We start from the raw sequence: 16,546 nt of genomic DNA on the forward strand, positions 1-16,546 counted from the left end.
TACGAAATTCAAGGCGCAGGTATATGTATTGACAAAGGATGAAGGCGGCCGTCACACGCCGTTTTTCAATGGCTATCGTCCGCAATTCTACTTCCGCACGACAGATGTAACCGGCGTGATCCAGTTACCGGAAGGTACTGAAATGTGCATGCCTGGGGATAACGTTATGATGGATGTTGAATTGATTACCCCGATTGCTGTTGAAGTTGGTCTTCGTTTCGCTATCCGTGAAGGCGGACGTACAGTAGGCGCTGGTGTTGTATCTGAAATCGAAGCATAATTAATTATAGATTACAACAGATTTTGATTGCCGAGTCTATTTGGGAAAAGAGCTGCAGGTAGTTAGTATACTTGCGGCTCTTTTTTTAATAGATCGGCAAAATGCATCTGTATTATGCAAAACAAATTAGAAAAAATCAAAAAGAACGAGAAAAGCATGAAAATATTCTTGCATGGGAGTCATATTTGTAGTAAAATGTTTAAGTACGCGACAACAGGGGGGATTTCTGTCTGTCTCGCGTTAAACTATGATATAAGATGTTGCCCGCTGGGACGGGGAAACTCTTATGGAGCAGTCTGTTCAAAGAAATAGACGTTAGGAGGAATTAGGTAATGGCAAAACAGGAAAGAATCAGAATTCGCCTCAAAGCATATGATCATAAAACATTAGATCAGAGTGCGGCGAAGATCGTCGATACGGCGAAACGGACAGGTGCTATGGTATCTGGCCCAATTCCGCTGCCGACGGAAAAGAACATATTCACGATTCTGCGTTCACCTCATGTAAACAAAGATTCTCGTGAGCAGTTCGAATTACGTACGCATAAGCGATTGATCGATATTCTGGAAGCATCCAGCAAAACTGTCGATGCGCTGATGCGGCTGGATCTCCCAGCAGGCGTAGACATTGAAATCAAATTATAGGAGGAGGTGCGATTATGTCTAAAGCTATTTTGGGTAAAAAGTTGGGTATGACTCAGGTTTTCACTGAAGAAGGTATAGTCATTCCCGTTACAGTCGTCGAAGCTTCCCCGAATGTAGTTGTACGTGTTAAAACTGTTGATACAGACGGATACAATTCCATTCAGCTGGGCTATGGCGAAATCAAAGAAAAGCATTTGATCAAACCCGTTAAGGGTCAATTCGACAAAGCAGGTGTTGCGCCTGTTAAGTATCTTCGCGAATTTCGTTTGACAGATATGCCGGATTATACAGTTGGCCAAACTCTGGCAGCTGATATTTTCGCAGGCGGCGATCTCGTCGACGTAATTGGCACCAGCAAGGGTAAAGGATTTGCAGGTACTATCAAACGTCACGGTTTCCACCGCGGACCAATGGCACACGGCTCTAAATCTCATCGTGAACCTGGTTCTCTCGGTCCTATGACCAGTGGTGGCGGCGGTAAAGTCGTCAAGGGGAAGAAACTTCCTGGACAAATGGGCGGTAATCAGGCCACTGTTCTTCATCTGTCTGTCGTAAAAATCGATATGGATAAGAACCTTATTCTGATTAAAGGTGGTATTCCGGGTGCTAAAGGCAGTCTTGTCATGATTCGTGATACTGTAAAACCCCGCTAAAAGTTGTCATACAGGAAGGAGGATAAATATAATGCCAAAAGTAAGTACGTATAATATTGCCGGTGCACAGACCGGTGAAATTGAATTGAATGATAGCGTATTTGGCGTTGAAGTGAATGAAGCAGTCATGAGACAGGCTGTTCTTCGTCAGCTCGCTAATGAACGTTTAGGTACGCATTCCACGAAAACCAGAGGATTGGTTCGCGGCGGTGGCAGAAAGCCATGGAAACAAAAAGGAACCGGCCGGGCCCGTGTAGGTAGTACCCGCAGTCCGCTGTGGGTTGGTGGTGGTACTGTTTGGGGTCCCCATCCACGGTCCTACGAACAAAAAATGCCTCGTAAAGCAAGACGTCTGGCTGTTAAATCCGCTTTGAGTGATAAAGTGAATACAAGTGAATTGTTTGTGTTAGATGAAATAACACTTGCGACTCCGAAAACTAAAGAAGTTGTAAGTATTATTAACAATTTTAAATTCGCTGGCGAAAAAGTCTTGTTCATTACTGACAATGATGCCCTCGTAGCTCGTTGCGCCCGCAATATTCAGGGTGTAAAGGCAGTTTCCACAACAGGCGTAAATATTTTTGATTTGCTTCACTATACAAAGTTATTTGTTACAAAGAGCGCTGTAGTTAAGATTGAGGAGGTGCTCGCATAATGGATATGCATGATCTTTTGTTAAAACCGGTCATCACTGAAAAGACAACACTAATGATGTCTGATGGCAAATATACTTTTAAAGTGCCGCTCCATGCCAATAAGATCGAAATCCGTAAAGCTGTTGAAAAAATTTTTGACGTCAAAGTCAAGAGTGTAGCAACACTTCGTACGATGGGCAAGTTTAAACGCATGGGTAAATATATCGGAAAACGCCCGGACTATAAAAAAGCCATCGTAACACTTCGAGAAGGCGAAACAATCGAATTCTTTGAAGGAGCTTAAGGACTTAACGAAATAAAGGAGGAGGCACCATAATGGCCATTAAATCATTTAAACCGTACTCCGCTAGCCGCCGTTTCATGACTGTTTCAACTTTTGAAGACATCACGGCGTCTAAACCGGAAAAATCCTTGTTGGCTAAAGTAACCAATAAGGGCGGTCGTAATAACAGCGGTCGTATGACTGTCCGTCATCAAGGCGGCGGTCACAAGCGCCGTTACCGTTTGATAGACTTTAAACGGATTAAAGACAATATCCCGGCAAAAGTAGCGACGATCGAATATGATCCGAACCGCTCTGCTAATATCGCTCTTCTGTTTTATGCAGATGGCGAAAAAAAATATATTATTGCTCCAAACGATTTGAAAGTTGGCGATACAGTTGTCAGCGGACCGGAATCTGATATCAAGATCGGGAATGCATTGCCTTTAAGCAATATTCCTCTTGGTACGCTGGTTCATAATGTAGAGCTTAAAATCGGTAAAGGTGCACAGATGGTACGTTCTGCTGGAGAATCTGCACAGCTTATGGCTAAGGAAGGCGATTATGCATTGCTTCGTCTGCCGTCTGGCGAATTGCGGCAGGTACATATCAGATGCCGTGCAACTATTGGTGTTGTAAGCAATACTGATTATGAAAATATTACGATTGGCAAAGCTGGCCGTTCTCGTTGGAAGGGTATCCGCCCAGGCAACCGCGGCGTTGCTATGAACCCGTGCGATCATCCTCATGGCGGCGGCGAAGGCAAATCTCCTGTCGGTCGTAAACGTCCGGTTACTCCCTGGGGTAAACCTGCATATGGCGTCAAGACTCGTGACGCAAAGAAAGCTTCCAATAAATTTATTGTGAAGAGACGTAAATAGGTTAGGGAAAGGAGATAAATAAGTGTCCAGATCTGTCAAAAAAGGTCCATTTGTAGCATTTCATCTCGTAAAAAAGATTAATGCGATGAATGAAGCCAATGAAAAGAAAGTAGTAAAAACCTGGTCTCGTGCATCCACTATTTTGCCTAGCTTTGTGGGACATACGATTGCTGTTCACGATGGCCGGAAGCATGTACCTGTCTACATTACAGAAGATATGGTAGGTCATAAATTAGGCGAATTTGCTCCGACCCGTACATTTAAAGGTCATGCGAAAGCTGAAAAAGTAACCGGAGCATAAGGGAGGTAAAAATAGATGGAAGCAAGAGCGATTGCTAAACATATCCGCATTGCCCCCCGCAAAATCCGAATCGTAGCAGACTTGGTCCGGGGCAAAAACGTAGGTGAAGCATTCTCTATTCTGAAATTCACTCCAAAGGTGGGTTCCCGTGTAGTAGAAAAGGCATTGCACTCTGCCGTAGCTAATGCGGAACATAATAATGATATGAACGTTGATAAATTGTTTGTTTCTGAAATCTTCGTCGACCAAGACTCCACGATGAAACGCATTCATCCGCGTAGCCGTGGGCAGGCTTTTAAGATCCTGAAACATTCCAGTCATCTGACTGTTGTCGTAAAAGAAAGAGCATAAGGAGGGAAACGTAGTGGGTCAAAAAGTTAATGCCCATGGATTTCGTGTTGGCGTTGTAAAACCCTGGGATGCAAAGTGGTATGCAGAAAAGGATTATGCAGCACTTCTGAATGAAGACGTAAAAATCCGTGAATTCTTAAAGAAACAGTTGTTTATTGCAGGCATTTCTCGTATTGAAATCGAACGCTCTGCAAAACGTATTAAATTAATCATTCATACAGCTAAACCGGGCATGGTCATCGGCCGTGGCGGTGCAGGCATTGAAGATATCAAGAAAGCATTGAAGGCATTCACGACTAAAACTGTTGATGTAAATATTGCTGAAATTAAACAAGCTGAAATGGATGCAACTTTGGTTGCTGAAAATGTTGCCAGCCAGCTTGAACGCCGGATTGGTTTCCGTCGTGCCATGAAGCAGTGTGTTGGCCGTACTATGCGTATGGGGGCCAAAGGTGTTAAAATCATGTGCTCCGGTCGTTTGGGCGGGGCTGAAATCGCACGCAGTGAAAGCATGCGTGATGGATCTATTCCTTTGCATACGCTGCGGGCTGATATTGACTATGGATTTGCAGAAGCACATACGACGTATGGCTGCATCGGCATAAAATGCTGGATATACAAAGGCGAAATTTTACCGGAAGCTAAGAAGGCTCCGCAAAAAAAGCACGAAGGGAGTGAAGCATAGTGTTAATTCCAAAACGTGTTAAATATCGTAAACAGTTCCGCGGCCGTATGAAGGGCAAGGCACAACGCGGTAATAAAGTTGCTCATGGCGATTTCGGTTTGGTAGCTGCAGAACCGTCTTGGATTACAAACCGTCAGATTGAAGCCGCCCGTATTGCTATGACGCGTTATATTAAACGTGGTGGTAAGGTCTGGATTAAGATTTTCCCGGACAAACCGGTTTCAGCTAAACCGGCTGGTACACGTATGGGTTCCGGTAAAGGTGCTCCTGAATATTGGGTAGCTGTTGCTAAGCCGGGCCGTGTACTCTTTGAAATGGGTGGTGTGAGCCAGGAAATAGCTCGTGAAGCTATGCGTCTTGCTGGTCATAAGCTGCCGATTAAAACAAAGTTTGTTGTCAAGGGTCAGGAATTAGGTGGTGAACAAAATGAAGGTTAAAGAAATCCGTGCTCTGAGCGCTGCCGAAATGGACGAAAAGGTGGTTAGCCTGAAAGAAGAATTGTTTAACCTCCGTTTTCAACATGCGACCGGCCAATTAGAAAATCCAATGCGTATCCGCGAAGTCAAAAAGACGATCGCTCGCATCAAAACGGTACAGCGTGAAGCAGAACTGAAAGCGCAGGCGTAAAGACATAGTTGGAATCTAAAGGAGGTCAAAAGCACAGATGGAAAGAAATGAACGGAAAATCCGCGTAGGTAAAGTAGTCAGCGATAAAATGGATAAAACCGTAGTTGTTGCTGTAGAGTATAAAACTCAGCATAAGCTGTATAAGAAGCCGATTATTTCGACTGTAAAATTTAAAGCGCATGATGAAAACAACGAATGCCACATTGGCGATATCGTACGTATTGAAGAAACTCGTCCGCTGTCCAAGCAAAAGCACTGGAGAGTCGTGACAATCGTAGAAGAAGCTAAATAAGCTTGGTTATAGGAGGTTAAGCCATGATTCAGCAAGAAACTATGTTGAATGTTGCCGATAACACCGGTGCCAAAAGAATTTTGTGCATACAGGTCATGGGTGGCTCATATCGTAAATATGGCAACATTGGTGATATCATTACTGCGTCTGTTAAAGATGCATCACCCGGTGGCGTTGTCAAGAAGGGCGACGTAATAAAAGCTGTTATCGTTCGTTCTAAAAAAGGATTACGCCGTTCTGACGGATCGTATATTCGTTTTGATGAAAACGCAGCTGTTGTAATTAATAATGATAAAAGCCCTAAAGGTACTCGTATTTTTGGGCCGGTTGCCAGAGAATTGCGTGAAAAAGATTTCATGAAGATCATCTCCCTGGCTCCGGAAGTATTGTAATCGGAGGAGGTGTTCTCAGTGGGAAAAATGCACGTTAAAAAAGGTGATGCAGTTATTGTTATTGCCGGCAAGGAAAAAGGCAAAAAAGGTAAGGTTATTGCAGTAGACACGGCGAAAAATCGTGTTATCGTTGAAGGCCTGAACCAAGTTAAACGCCATACCAAACCGAGTCAGAACAATCCTCAAGGCGGTATTATTACGAAAGAAGCACCGATTCACGCTTCTAATGTGATGCTCGTAGATCCTGAAAGTGGTAAACCGACCCGCGTAAAAGTAGTTCAGCAGGCCGACGGTACGAAAGTTCGTACTGCTGTAAAAAGCGGTAAAGCTATCTAATTAAGAAGGGAGGGCCTTGAGAGTGTCCAGATTAAAAGACAAATACCTTTCTGAAGTTGTGAAAGGGTTACAGGAAAAATATAGCTATAAAAATGTAATGCAGATTCCTAAGGTTACGAAGGTTGTTATTAACATGGCAGTTGGTGAAGCTGTTACCAACTCTAAAGCCTTGGATGCTGCTGTAAATGACATGACAATTATTTCCGGACAGAAGCCGATCATTACAAAAGCAAAGAAATCAATTGCGGCCTTTAAAATTCGTGAAGGCATGAACCTTGGCTGCAAAGTTACACTCCGTGGTGAACGGATGTATGAATTTCTTGACAGATTGATGAACTTGGCACTGCCTCGCGTTCGTGATTTTCACGGTGTGGGTGCCAACGGTTTTGATGGTCGCGGCAATTACACACTGGGATTGAAAGAACAGCTTATATTCCCGGAAATTGAATATGATAAAATTGACAAAGCCCGTGGTATGGATATTACCATAGTAACGACAGCAGTAAGCGACGAAGAAGGCCGCGATATGCTGACAATGATGGGCATGCCTTTTGAAAAGCAATAAGGAGGATTACATACATGGCAAAAAAGTCAATGCTTGAACGTGAAAAAAAACGTGAAAAAATGGTTGCCCGTTATGCGAAGCTCCGTGCTGAATTAAGGGCTAAAGGTGACTATGAAGCACTTTCACAGTTGCCGGCCAACGCATCTCCGGTACGTCTGCATAACCGTTGCAAGGTAACCGGCCGTCCTCACGGTTATATGCGTAAATTTGGCATCAGCCGTATTACATTCCGCGAACTGGCTTATAAAGGGCAGATCCCTGGCGTAAAAAAAGCCAGCTGGTAACGTATTCCATGGAGGGAGGTTTTTAGATTATGGTAATATCCGATCCGATTGCGGATATGCTCACAAGAATCCGTAATGCCAATTCGGCATATCACGAAAAAGTAGAAATGCCTGCTTCTACGATGAAAGCTGCAGTGCTTGACATTCTAAAAGAAGAAGGCTTCGTGAAAAATTACGAATCCGTAAACGAAGGCAAAATGCTGAAGGTTACGTTAAAATATGGTTCAAATAAAGAAAAAGTCATTACCGGCATCAAGAGAATTTCCAAGCCGGGCCTGCGTGTATATGCTGGCAAGGAAGAACTGCCGCGTGTTCTGGGTGGTTTGGGAATCGCTGTAATTTCTACGTCTAAAGGTGTTATGAGTGATAAAAAAGCTCGTAAACTTGGTTTAGGCGGCGAAGTTATTGCTTACGTCTGGTAAATCGTTTTGGAGGTGTCAATATGTCCCGAGTAGGTAGAATGCCTATTGATATCCCGGCAGGCGTAAATGTAAACCTTGATGGCCATGTAATTACTGTTAAAGGCCCGAAAGGCGAACTTACACGTACGCTTCATCCGGATATCAAAATTACAGTAAATGATAATGTCATTACTGTAGAACGTCCATCTGACGAAAAAGAACATCGTGCGTTGCACGGCCTGACTCGTGCGCTTGTTGCCAATATGGTTAAGGGCGTTACAGAAGGATTTAAAAAAGAATTGGAAATAGTCGGTGTTGGTTATAGAGCACAGATGAAAGGTAAGAAACTAGCCTTGACTCTTGGCTTTTCTCACCCTCTTGAATTAGATGCTCCAGAAGGTATTTCTGTTGAATGCCCTAGTGCGACGTCTATCATTATATCTGGTTCCAATAATGAACATGTAGGCGAATTTACTGCTAAAATCCGTAACTATCGTCTGCCTGAACCATATAAAGGCAAGGGTATCCGCTATGCGGGCGAACATGTTCGCCGTAAAGCAGGTAAAGCAGGTACGAAGAAATAATTAACATACGTTATTATAGAAAGGAGTGAATTCCTTGAAATCCAGTAAAAATGCAATTCGTGTTAAGCGTCATTGGCGTTTGCGCAAGCACATTAACGGCACGGCAGAACGTCCTCGTTTGAATGTTTTCCGTAGCCTTTCCAATATTTATGCTCAGGTCATTGATGATCTGAACGGCGTTACATTAGTTTCTGCCAGCTCGTTGGATCAGGAAATCAAATCCCAAAATATCAGCGGTGGTAATGCTGATGGTGCTAAGTTAGTTGGCGCATTAGTCGCCAAACGAGCTATTGAAAAAGGAATTACTACGGTAGTATTTGACCGTGGCGGTTACATTTATCATGGCCGTGTTGCTGCTCTTGCAGACGCAGCTCGTGAAGCTGGCTTGAAATTCTAATCAAGGAGGAAATAACACATGGCAAAAGTTGACCATGCAGGTCTCGAATTACAAGAAAATGTCGTATTCATCAACCGTGTTGCTAAGGTAGTTAAAGGCGGCCGTCGTTTTTCCTTCAGTGCTCTGGTTGTTGTCGGTGATGGCAATGGCAGAGTCGGTGCAGGATTAGGTAAAGCCGGTGAAGTTCCGGAAGCGATCCGCAAGGGTGTTGAAGATGCTAAAAAACATTTGGTAACAGTTCCGTTGAAAAACGGGTCCATTCCACATGTGATTACAGGAATTTTTGGTGCTGGACAGGTTTTCCTAAAGCCAGCAGCTGAAGGTACTGGCGTTATTGCCGGCGGTCCGGTACGTGCCGTATTGGAATTGGTTGGTGTACGCAATATCCTTACGAAATCTATCGGTTCTTCTAACCCGAACAACATGGTTCAAGCAACTATTGAAGGCTTGAGTCGTTTGAAGGATGTCAACAAAGTTGCTGAACTCCGTGGCAAAACTGTAGAAGAAATTTACGGTTAATAAGGAGGATACACAAGATGGCTCAGGTAAAAGTTACTCTCGTCAAAAGTCTCGCAGGCAGACCTGGTGATCAGCGGGCAACAGTGGTTGCGCTTGGTCTCCATAAGACAAATTCCTGCGTAGTGAAAGAAGTAACCCCTCAGATTAAAGGGATGCTCCATAAAGTAGAACATTTACTCAAAGTAGAAGAAATTTAATATAAAGGAGGTGCGCTGAATTGAAACTTCATGAAATGAGTGTTGTTCCTGGTTCCAAGAAAAAACGTAACCGAGTAGGTCGCGGTATTGGTTCCGGTAATGGCAAAACAGCTGGCAAAGGGATGAAAGGGCAGCTTTCCCGTAGCGGCGGTGGTAAGCGACCAGGTTTTGAAGGTGGTCAGATGCCGTTATATCGTTTGCTTCCTAAACGTGGTTTTAAAAATATTTGGGCGAAGCAATATGCTGAAATTAACATTTCTGTGCTGAATCGTTTCGAAAACGGCACGACTGTGGATCCTGTGGCATTAGTTGAAGCAGGGATTCTGAAAAATGTTTGCGACGGTGTCCGCATTCTGGGTAATGGTGAACTGGAAAAATCTCTTACCGTAGTAGCTCAGGGCTTTACGAAATCGGCGCAGCAAAAAATTGAAGCAGCCGGTGGTAAAGTAGAGGTGATCTAAGGTGTTAGAAAACATCCAGAACGTACTGAACGTTCCGGAATTCCGGAAACGGGCAGTTTTCACCTTGATCATGTTTGTCATTTTCCGTTTGGGTGTTCATATCCCGGTCCCGGGAGTAGACGCAACGGTAATTGAAAATCTTTTCAGCAGCGGTAATTTGTTTGGATTGCTGGATTTGTTTTCTGGCGGAGCATTGAGTAAATTTTCTGTGCTCGCTATGAGTATCACTCCGTATATTAATGCATCCATCATTATGCAGCTGCTTACGTCTGTCGTTCCAAAGTTTGAACAATGGGCTAAAGACAATCAGGATGGCCGTGATAAAATTCAGAAAGTAACACGATATGGCACGGTTGTTCTTGGATTCATTCAGGCCTTTGCTATGAGTTATGCTTTGAAAGTAAATAATGCTCTCATTGATAATAGCTGGGCAATGGTTCTTATGGTTACTATTATTCTGACGGCTGGCACCTGTTTCCTTATGTGGCTTGGTGATCAGATCACAGCTGGCGGCATTGGCAATGGTATTTCTCTTATCATTTTTGCTGGCATCGTAGCGCGTTTCCCTACTGGTTTTATGACGGTTTACAAATACATTCAGGCAGGTTCTATTAATATTCTTCAGGCCCTGTTGTTTGTTGTCATTGCACTTTTCATGATTATCGTAGTAGTGGAAGTGACCCAGGGGCAGCGGCGCGTGGCGGTTCAGTATGCTAAACGTATTGTTGGTCGCAAGATGTACGGCGGCCATTCGACACATATTCCGCTAAAAGTCAATCAGGCCGGCGTTATTCCCATCATCTTTGCTTCTTCTGTTTTGATGTTTCCGATTACGATTGCACAATTCGTACAAAATGAAACGATTAAAATGATTGCAGGCTGGTTTGCATGGGGAACGGTGACGAATACTATTATGTACGCTGTTCTGATTATGTTCTTTACGTATTTCTACACAGCAATTTCATTGAATATTCCGCAACTTACTGAAAACATGCAGAAATATGGGGGCTTTATTCCGGGGATCCGTCCGGGACAGCCGACAGCTGCATACATTGACAGAATCATGACGCGCATTACGCTTGCCGGAGCATTCTTTTTGGCATTTGTGGCCATTCTCCCGAATTTTATTGGTTGGATGACAGGCATTCAAGGAGTGTATTTTGGCGGTACGGCGCTGCTCATTGTCGTTGGGGTTGCGATTGATACGATGAAGCAAGCTGAATCCTTAGTTCTGAATAGACAATATCAAGGATTTATGAAATAATAAGGAGGTAGTTTGAGTGTACATTCTTTTAATGGGCCCTCCCGGGGCCGGTAAAGGCACCCAGGCCGAACGATTGATTGAAAAATATGGTATACCTCAGATTTCAACTGGGGATATGTTTCGTGCAGCGGTAAAAGAGCAGACACCTCTCGGACTGGAAGCTAAAAAATATATGGATAATGGCCAGCTCGTGCCGGATGCTGTTACAGTTGGCATTGTCAGGGAACGCCTTGCCAAGGATGATTGCAAAAACGGTTTTATTCTTGACGGTTTTCCACGTACGACGTCTCAGGCAGTCTCTCTTGATGCTATCCTTAGGGATTTAGGCATTAAGCTTGACGGAGTTATTAATATTGCCGTGCCGAATGAGGAACTTATCAAACGGACGACAGGCCGTCAAATTTGCCGGGCCTGCGGGGCGACATACCATCTCACATTCAAACCGTCTAAAGTAAATAACATTTGCGATAAATGCGGCGGGGAATTATACCAACGTGACGACGATAAGGTCGAAACGGTCAAAAAACGTCTCAGTGTCTATTCAGCGCAGACTAAGCCGTTGATTGATTACTATAAAAATTCTAACCTTTACATCGAAGTTGATGGAGAGCAGGATATGAAAGACGTATTTCGTGATATTGTTGCAAGTCTTGAAAAGAGTAAATAAGTATGATTATTTTAAAATCTAAACGGGAAATTGAGTATATTCGCGAAGCTGGACGGATTACAGCAAATGCGCTGCAGCTGATGAGAAAATTGGCGAAACCAGGAATTACAACAGGTGAACTGGATCAGCGTTGTGAAGAATACATCCGCAGCTGCGGGGCTTTTCCGAGTTGCAAAGGCTATTATGGGTATCCGGCAACGATTTGTGCCAGCGTGAACGAGGAAGTTGTCCATGGGATACCAGGCCGGCGTAAATTAAAAGATGGTGACATAATCAGTATTGATTTAGTTGTAAATAAAAATGGCTATCACGGAGATTCGACTGTGACTATTCCTGTTGGCCATGTTGACTCGGCTGCCCTGCAGTTGCTGAAGGTAACTGAAGAATGCCTTTATAAAGGTATTGAACAGGCCGTAGCCGGCAATCACTTGGGTGACATTGGACATGCTGTTCAATCCTATGCTGAATCATTTGGATACGGTGTGGTTCGTGATTACGTTGGGCATGGTATTGGTATGGATATGCATGAAGATCCAGAAGTGCCAAATTACGGTATGGCTGATCATGGTGAACTGTTAGAACCAGGATTGGTTTTGGCAATCGAACCGATGATTAATATGGGAACGGAAAAAGTTCATCAGCTGAAAAACGGCTGGACTGTCGTTACACGTGACGGCAAGCCGGCTGCTCATTTTGAACATACTGTTGCTGTTACCGAAAATGGTCCGGAAATTCTGACACTGCCGGAATGATGGATTGGACACAATTATCTGCCCGCATTGTTGTTCGAAGTTGCGCTGGCAGAAATAAGGACAGCTTGTATGTAGTTGTCGGCAAGTTGGATTATCCCTATGTTTGGATTGCTGACGGTAGAAAGTGCAAATTGGATAAGCCGAAAAAAAAGAATTGCCGGCATCTCCAGATTTTGGGAACGAGCGTATCCAAAGGAAACGCTGGTCCCGTGAGAATCAGCAATGAATGGATACGGTCCGTTTTGAACCGGGCCAAGAATGAGTTGACCAGGGAGGTTACACATGTCTAAGGAAGATGTCATTGAAGTAGAAGGCGTCGTCGTTGAAGCATTGCCCAACGCCATGTTTAAAGTTAAATTAGAAAATGAACATATCGTATTAGCTCATGTTTCCGGAAAAATGCGTATGAATTTTATTCGTATCCTTCCCGGCGATAGAGTTACAATGGAATTGACACCGTATGATCTGAATCGCGGTCGTATTACGTATCGCTTTAAGTAAGATGGATTACGCAGGAGGTTAATTATGAAGGTAAAACCGTCAGTAAAAAAGATTTGTGAAAAATGCAAAATCATTAAACGCAAGGGCCGTGTTATGGTTATTTGCGAAAATCCAAAACATAAACAGAAGCAGGGTTAATAGATAGGAGGTGGATGAATAGATGGCACGTATAGCCGGTGTGGATTTACCACGTGATAAACGAGTTGAAGTTGGCTTGACTTACATTTTAGGTATTGGTCTTTCTTCTTCTCAAGAGATTCTTAAGAAGACAGGTGTCAATCCGGACACTCGTGTTCGCGATTTGACAGAAGACGAAGTACAGAAAATTCGTGAAGTCATCGGTTCTGATTATAAAGTAGAAGGCGATCTTCGCCGTGAAACGTCTCTTAACGTCAAACGTTTGATTGAAATTAATTCGTTTCGCGGTAAACGTCATCGTGCAGGTCTTCCAGTTCGCGGACAGCGCACTAAGACAAACGCACGTACACGTAAAGGTCCTAGAAAAGCAATAGTAGGTAAGAAGAAATAAAAAACTTTTTAAGTAAGGAGGGAAACGATTTTGGCTAAGAATAACGTAAGAAGTAATAAAAGAAAAGAAAAGAAACATGTAGAATCGGGTGCAGCTCATATTCGGTCTACTTTTAATAATACGATTGTAACAATCAGTGATACCAAGGGCAATGCTCTTTCTTGGGCAAGTGCAGGTGGACTTGGTTTCCGCGGTTCTCGTAAGAGTACTCCCTTTGCAGCTCAGATGGCTGCTGAACAAGCGGCAAAAGCTGCTATGGAACATGGTCTTCGTCAGGTTGAAGTTTTTGTAAAAGGGCCGGGTTCCGGTCGCGAAGCTGCTATTCGTGCATTGCAGGCAGCTGGCTTGGAAGTCAACTCTATCAAAGACGTAACTCCTATCCCTCATAACGGCTGCCGTCCGCCAAAACGTAGACGCGTATAATCATAGATACTCAACCAGTTGTTTTGATTCTGAAATGGGAGGATTTTCCTGATGATTGATGATAACAAATTTAAAGTTAAAACCGTTGATAGAAGCGACGACGGAACCTATGGAAAATTCGTATGTGAACCCCTTGACCGAGGTTACGGAATCACATTGGGTAACAGCTTGCGGCGCGTCCTCTTGTCTTCGTTGGATGGCGTGGCAATCACCTCTATTAAAATTGACGGCGTCCTCCATGAATTTTCGACGATTTCTGGTGTTCGGGAAGATGTTTCTGAAATTATCCTGAATCTGAAACAGCTTCGTCTGAAGTTCACTCGTGACGATGTTGACGAAGTCGATATTACAGTTGATGTAACAGGTGAATGCGAATTTACCGCAAAAGATCTTGACGTAAACTCAGACATAGAAATTTTGAATCCGGAACTTCATATTGCAACTCTCGATACAGACGCTCATGTCCACATTCAATGCCATATTGAACGTGGTAAGGGATATGTACCTTCTACTAAAAACAAGAAGGAAACCGATATGATAGGTGTTATTCCTATCGATTCTATCTTTTCTCCGATTGTACGGACGAATTATGAAGTCGGCAATATCCGGGTCGGCAACGAAATGGATTATGATTCGTTGACGCTTGAAGTAACAACAGATGGTAGTATTGCAGCAGAAAATGCTGTCGCAAAGGCTGCCTCAATTATGGTTAGCTATTTGGATTACTTCCAGAAAATCGCTTCTGATCCGGCTGCTAACGAAGCTTTGGCGCCGTTTACGACGCCTGATGGTGAAGTGCCGGAAGAAGATAAAGGACCGGATATTGGTCAGATTAAAATCGATGTACTGGATTTGTCCGTCCGTGCCTCTAATTGCCTGAAGCGTGCCAATATTTACACATTAGGTGATTTGGTGGAACGGACAGAAGATGACTTATCAAAGATCCGGAATCTAGGTAAGAAATCTGTAGATGAAATTATTGAAAAATTGAAGGATTATGGATTCGATCTGAAATCCAACGATGAATAATTCGAGGAGGATGAACGATGGCTTATAGAAAGTTGGGACGTGACAGCTCCGCACGTAAAGCATTATTGCGCAGCATTGTTACCTCTTTATTCCAACATGAACGCATTGAAACGACAGAAGCAAAAGCAAAAGAACTTCGCAAAGTCGCTGACAAAATGCTGACTCTTGCTAAACGTGGGGATTTGCATGCCCGCCGTCAGGTTTTAGCATACATGATGGATGAAAGTGTGGTAAAAAAGCTGTTTGACGAAGTTGCACCTAAATATAAAGATCGTCAGGGCGGTTATACACGCATTATCAAAACTGGTTTCCGTCAGGGTGATGCAGCTCCGATGGTAATCATCGAATTGGTTTAATTAATTACTGAAACCGCTGTGGTATATACTGCAGCGGTTTTTTTTACAAAGGAGGGAAAATATGTCATTTAAGATGATTTTGGCTGTAAATTTTACACCAGACAGACTAAAGCAATTGAAGTTATTGGGGATGCTGACAAAGGCTCAAGTCAAATCCGTAGCTGAAACGGAAATGAATAAAAGCGTAGGTACTTTACTAGGATTATCTGAAGAAGAGATTGCGGAAATTAAATCTATGAAAACGGAAAGCAATCAAACCGCAGTGCATGAACAGATAGAAGAAGATAGTTCGTTAGAGCCAGTTACAAAAGAAGCTATTATTCTTTGTGGATTTGATAATAGTTCTGTCAACTTGCTGCTTAATAGTATCCGGCGGAGCCGTCTAAAAAATGTACCCTTAAAAGCGATGCTGACGCCTAGTAATATTTCGTGGACAATTCAAATAATTCTTCAAGAATTGGCAAAAGAACACGAATATTTTCATAAAAATAAATGAGGCCGACTACATTATGTTTTCCTGTTGATACACGGGGATGCTTATTATTGGGGAAAAAGAAACGTGGGTTTGGCGTTTCTAAATGGAATGGTTTCGGCGGCAAAATAGAAATAGGAGAAACATTTCGGCAATGTGCGATCAGGGAACTTGATGAAGAAACGGGAATTGTTGCTCTTGTTGATGATTTAGAGGCTGTAGGAATATTGGATTTTCGTTTTTCTGCGAATCCAAATTTAGATCATATCAGTTATATTTATTTTATTCGTAACTATAAAGGAATTCCTAAGGAGACAGAAGAAATGAAGCCTTGTTGGTTTCCGGTACAAACAATACCTTATGATGAAATGTGGAAGGGTGACAGGGTATGGCTACCCTTGCTGCTGAATGGTCATAAAATTGTGGGTACGATTTGCTTTGAGCCCGATAATGAGACAGTACAATCCATTGATATAAATAAAGTTCCTGTCATAGAAGAAAAAAAATGTAAATATGTATAAAAGTAGGAATACCGGCAGGGAGTGTAAAATGAAGTGTGTAAGTTACCGGTAACCAATTTACTAACTTACGCACTTCATTTTTTTGTCGAGGTGCGGTACACTATCAGAAAGCAGGTTGAAAGGAATTGAGTACAGCACTGATGAAGAAACGTAGAAACCCGAGTGAGAAAGGCCAGGCAATCGCCAAGCTCATCATGGAACAATACCAGCCGAAGACGCAGGAAGACATGCAGATAGCGCTGAAGGACGTGTTCGGTCCTATCT

General features: G+C 43.2%; 34 protein-coding genes. All 34 read left to right on the forward strand.

What is annotated here, in order from left to right; genetic code table 11:
• Positions 1-280: EF-Tu C-terminal domain-related protein (locus AB840_RS13560; protein WP_048515384.1), on the forward strand; the 280-nt coding region annotated here is incomplete at its 5' end.
• Positions 281-612: 332 nt separating this feature from the next.
• A complete protein-coding gene (gene rpsJ, locus AB840_RS13565) occupies positions 613-924 on the forward strand; it encodes a 30S ribosomal protein S10 (protein WP_048515385.1) in 312 nt (103 codons plus the stop codon).
• Between the two features lie 14 nt (positions 925-938).
• A complete protein-coding gene (gene rplC / locus AB840_RS13570; RefSeq protein ID WP_048515386.1) occupies positions 939-1,577 on the forward strand; it encodes a 50S ribosomal protein L3 in 639 nt (212 codons plus the stop codon).
• 31 nt (positions 1,578-1,608) lie between these two features.
• On the forward strand, positions 1,609-2,232 hold the full coding sequence (gene rplD, locus AB840_RS13575; protein WP_048515387.1) for a 50S ribosomal protein L4: 624 nt from the start codon (positions 1,609-1,611) through the stop codon (positions 2,230-2,232).
• Entirely contained in the window at positions 2,232-2,516 is a 285-nt protein-coding gene (gene rplW, locus AB840_RS13580) for a 50S ribosomal protein L23 (RefSeq protein WP_048515388.1), read from the forward strand. Before rplD ends, rplW begins: the two co-directional genes overlap by 1 nt.
• A 32-nt stretch (positions 2,517-2,548) precedes the next feature.
• Positions 2,549-3,376: a 50S ribosomal protein L2 gene (gene rplB / locus AB840_RS13585; protein ID WP_048515389.1), complete on the forward strand. Its 828-nt coding sequence runs from the start codon at positions 2,549-2,551 to the stop codon at positions 3,374-3,376.
• 22 nt (positions 3,377-3,398) lie between these two features.
• Positions 3,399-3,677 carry a 30S ribosomal protein S19 gene (gene rpsS, locus AB840_RS13590; protein ID WP_048515390.1) on the forward strand — a complete coding sequence of 93 codons (279 nt, stop codon included), beginning with the start codon at positions 3,399-3,401 and terminating at the stop codon, positions 3,675-3,677.
• A 15-nt stretch (positions 3,678-3,692) separates the two neighbouring features.
• Complete coding sequence (gene rplV / locus AB840_RS13595; RefSeq protein WP_048515391.1) at positions 3,693-4,028, forward strand: 50S ribosomal protein L22; 336 nt, start codon at positions 3,693-3,695, stop codon at positions 4,026-4,028.
• 13 nt (positions 4,029-4,041) lie between these two features.
• On the forward strand, positions 4,042-4,713 hold the full coding sequence (gene rpsC / locus AB840_RS13600; protein ID WP_048515392.1) for a 30S ribosomal protein S3: 672 nt from the start codon (positions 4,042-4,044) through the stop codon (positions 4,711-4,713).
• Positions 4,713-5,150 (forward strand): 50S ribosomal protein L16, encoded by a 438-nt coding sequence (gene rplP / locus AB840_RS13605; protein WP_048515393.1) that lies wholly within the window; start codon positions 4,713-4,715, stop codon positions 5,148-5,150. The genes rpsC and rplP overlap by 1 nt, the downstream gene beginning before the upstream one ends.
• Entirely contained in the window at positions 5,140-5,340 is a 201-nt protein-coding gene (gene rpmC / locus AB840_RS13610; RefSeq protein ID WP_014015743.1) for a 50S ribosomal protein L29, read from the forward strand. The genes rplP and rpmC overlap by 11 nt, the downstream gene beginning before the upstream one ends.
• A 37-nt stretch (positions 5,341-5,377) precedes the next feature.
• A complete protein-coding gene (gene rpsQ, locus AB840_RS13615) occupies positions 5,378-5,632 on the forward strand; it encodes a 30S ribosomal protein S17 (RefSeq protein WP_048515394.1) in 255 nt (84 codons plus the stop codon).
• A gap of 23 nt (positions 5,633-5,655) precedes the next feature.
• Entirely contained in the window at positions 5,656-6,024 is a 369-nt protein-coding gene (gene rplN, locus AB840_RS13620; protein WP_048515395.1) for a 50S ribosomal protein L14, read from the forward strand.
• Positions 6,025-6,042: 18 nt separating this feature from the next.
• Positions 6,043-6,360, forward strand: coding sequence for a 50S ribosomal protein L24 (rplX, locus tag AB840_RS13625; protein ID WP_048515396.1), 318 nt, complete (start codon positions 6,043-6,045; stop codon positions 6,358-6,360).
• A 22-nt stretch (positions 6,361-6,382) separates the two neighbouring features.
• Positions 6,383-6,925: a 50S ribosomal protein L5 gene (gene rplE, locus AB840_RS13630; RefSeq protein ID WP_048515397.1), complete on the forward strand. Its 543-nt coding sequence runs from the start codon at positions 6,383-6,385 to the stop codon at positions 6,923-6,925.
• 14 nt (positions 6,926-6,939) lie between these two features.
• On the forward strand, positions 6,940-7,209 hold the full coding sequence (gene rpsN / locus AB840_RS13635; RefSeq protein WP_048515398.1) for a 30S ribosomal protein S14: 270 nt from the start codon (positions 6,940-6,942) through the stop codon (positions 7,207-7,209).
• A 29-nt stretch (positions 7,210-7,238) separates the two neighbouring features.
• Positions 7,239-7,631, forward strand: coding sequence for a 30S ribosomal protein S8 (rpsH, locus tag AB840_RS13640; protein WP_048515399.1), 393 nt, complete (start codon positions 7,239-7,241; stop codon positions 7,629-7,631).
• A 20-nt stretch (positions 7,632-7,651) separates the two neighbouring features.
• Positions 7,652-8,194, forward strand: a complete 543-nt coding sequence (gene rplF, locus AB840_RS13645; RefSeq protein ID WP_048515400.1) for a 50S ribosomal protein L6 — start codon at positions 7,652-7,654, stop codon at positions 8,192-8,194.
• A gap of 34 nt (positions 8,195-8,228) precedes the next feature.
• On the forward strand, positions 8,229-8,591 hold the full coding sequence (rplR, locus tag AB840_RS13650; RefSeq protein WP_048515401.1) for a 50S ribosomal protein L18: 363 nt from the start codon (positions 8,229-8,231) through the stop codon (positions 8,589-8,591).
• 18 nt (positions 8,592-8,609) lie between these two features.
• Positions 8,610-9,110, forward strand: coding sequence for a 30S ribosomal protein S5 (gene rpsE / locus AB840_RS13655; RefSeq protein ID WP_048515402.1), 501 nt, complete (start codon positions 8,610-8,612; stop codon positions 9,108-9,110).
• A gap of 17 nt (positions 9,111-9,127) precedes the next feature.
• A complete protein-coding gene (gene rpmD, locus AB840_RS13660; RefSeq protein WP_048515403.1) occupies positions 9,128-9,307 on the forward strand; it encodes a 50S ribosomal protein L30 in 180 nt (59 codons plus the stop codon).
• 20 nt (positions 9,308-9,327) lie between these two features.
• The gene (gene rplO / locus AB840_RS13665; protein WP_048515404.1) at positions 9,328-9,768 is read left to right on the forward strand and encodes a 50S ribosomal protein L15; all 441 of its coding nucleotides are present in this window, start codon (positions 9,328-9,330) and stop codon (positions 9,766-9,768) included.
• Position 9,769: 1 nt separating this feature from the next.
• Positions 9,770-11,032, forward strand: a complete 1,263-nt coding sequence (secY, locus tag AB840_RS13670; RefSeq protein ID WP_048515405.1) for a preprotein translocase subunit SecY — start codon at positions 9,770-9,772, stop codon at positions 11,030-11,032.
• A 16-nt stretch (positions 11,033-11,048) separates the two neighbouring features.
• A complete protein-coding gene (locus AB840_RS13675; protein WP_048515406.1) occupies positions 11,049-11,699 on the forward strand; it encodes an adenylate kinase in 651 nt (216 codons plus the stop codon).
• A gap of 2 nt (positions 11,700-11,701) precedes the next feature.
• Positions 11,702-12,451 carry a type I methionyl aminopeptidase gene (gene map / locus AB840_RS13680; protein WP_048515407.1) on the forward strand — a complete coding sequence of 250 codons (750 nt, stop codon included), beginning with the start codon at positions 11,702-11,704 and terminating at the stop codon, positions 12,449-12,451.
• Complete coding sequence (locus AB840_RS13685; RefSeq protein ID WP_234984938.1) at positions 12,448-12,741, forward strand: KOW domain-containing RNA-binding protein; 294 nt, start codon at positions 12,448-12,450, stop codon at positions 12,739-12,741. Before map ends, AB840_RS13685 begins: the two co-directional genes overlap by 4 nt.
• Positions 12,734-12,952, forward strand: a complete 219-nt coding sequence (gene infA / locus AB840_RS13690) for a translation initiation factor IF-1 (protein WP_007391714.1) — start codon at positions 12,734-12,736, stop codon at positions 12,950-12,952. The genes AB840_RS13685 and infA overlap by 8 nt, the downstream gene beginning before the upstream one ends.
• A 24-nt stretch (positions 12,953-12,976) precedes the next feature.
• Entirely contained in the window at positions 12,977-13,090 is a 114-nt protein-coding gene (gene rpmJ / locus AB840_RS13695) for a 50S ribosomal protein L36 (RefSeq protein ID WP_007391661.1), read from the forward strand.
• Positions 13,091-13,112: 22 nt separating this feature from the next.
• Positions 13,113-13,481, forward strand: coding sequence for a 30S ribosomal protein S13 (gene rpsM, locus AB840_RS13700; RefSeq protein ID WP_048515408.1), 369 nt, complete (start codon positions 13,113-13,115; stop codon positions 13,479-13,481).
• Positions 13,482-13,511: 30 nt separating this feature from the next.
• Positions 13,512-13,904 (forward strand): 30S ribosomal protein S11, encoded by a 393-nt coding sequence (gene rpsK / locus AB840_RS13705; protein ID WP_006943150.1) that lies wholly within the window; start codon positions 13,512-13,514, stop codon positions 13,902-13,904.
• A 51-nt stretch (positions 13,905-13,955) separates the two neighbouring features.
• A complete protein-coding gene (locus AB840_RS13710; RefSeq protein ID WP_048515409.1) occupies positions 13,956-14,933 on the forward strand; it encodes a DNA-directed RNA polymerase subunit alpha in 978 nt (325 codons plus the stop codon).
• Between the two features lie 17 nt (positions 14,934-14,950).
• On the forward strand, positions 14,951-15,289 hold the full coding sequence (gene rplQ, locus AB840_RS13715; protein WP_048515410.1) for a 50S ribosomal protein L17: 339 nt from the start codon (positions 14,951-14,953) through the stop codon (positions 15,287-15,289).
• Positions 15,290-15,350: 61 nt separating this feature from the next.
• A complete protein-coding gene (locus AB840_RS13720; protein ID WP_048515411.1) occupies positions 15,351-15,785 on the forward strand; it encodes a DUF3783 domain-containing protein in 435 nt (144 codons plus the stop codon).
• Positions 15,782-16,282 (forward strand): 8-oxo-dGTP diphosphatase, encoded by a 501-nt coding sequence (locus tag AB840_RS13725; RefSeq protein ID WP_048515412.1) that lies wholly within the window; start codon positions 15,782-15,784, stop codon positions 16,280-16,282. The genes AB840_RS13720 and AB840_RS13725 overlap by 4 nt, the downstream gene beginning before the upstream one ends.
• Positions 16,283-16,546: the final 264 nt, after the last annotated feature.

It is taken from the genome of Megasphaera cerevisiae DSM 20462 (genome assembly GCF_001045675.1).
Classification (GTDB): Bacteria; Bacillota; Negativicutes; order Veillonellales; family Megasphaeraceae; genus Megasphaera; species Megasphaera cerevisiae.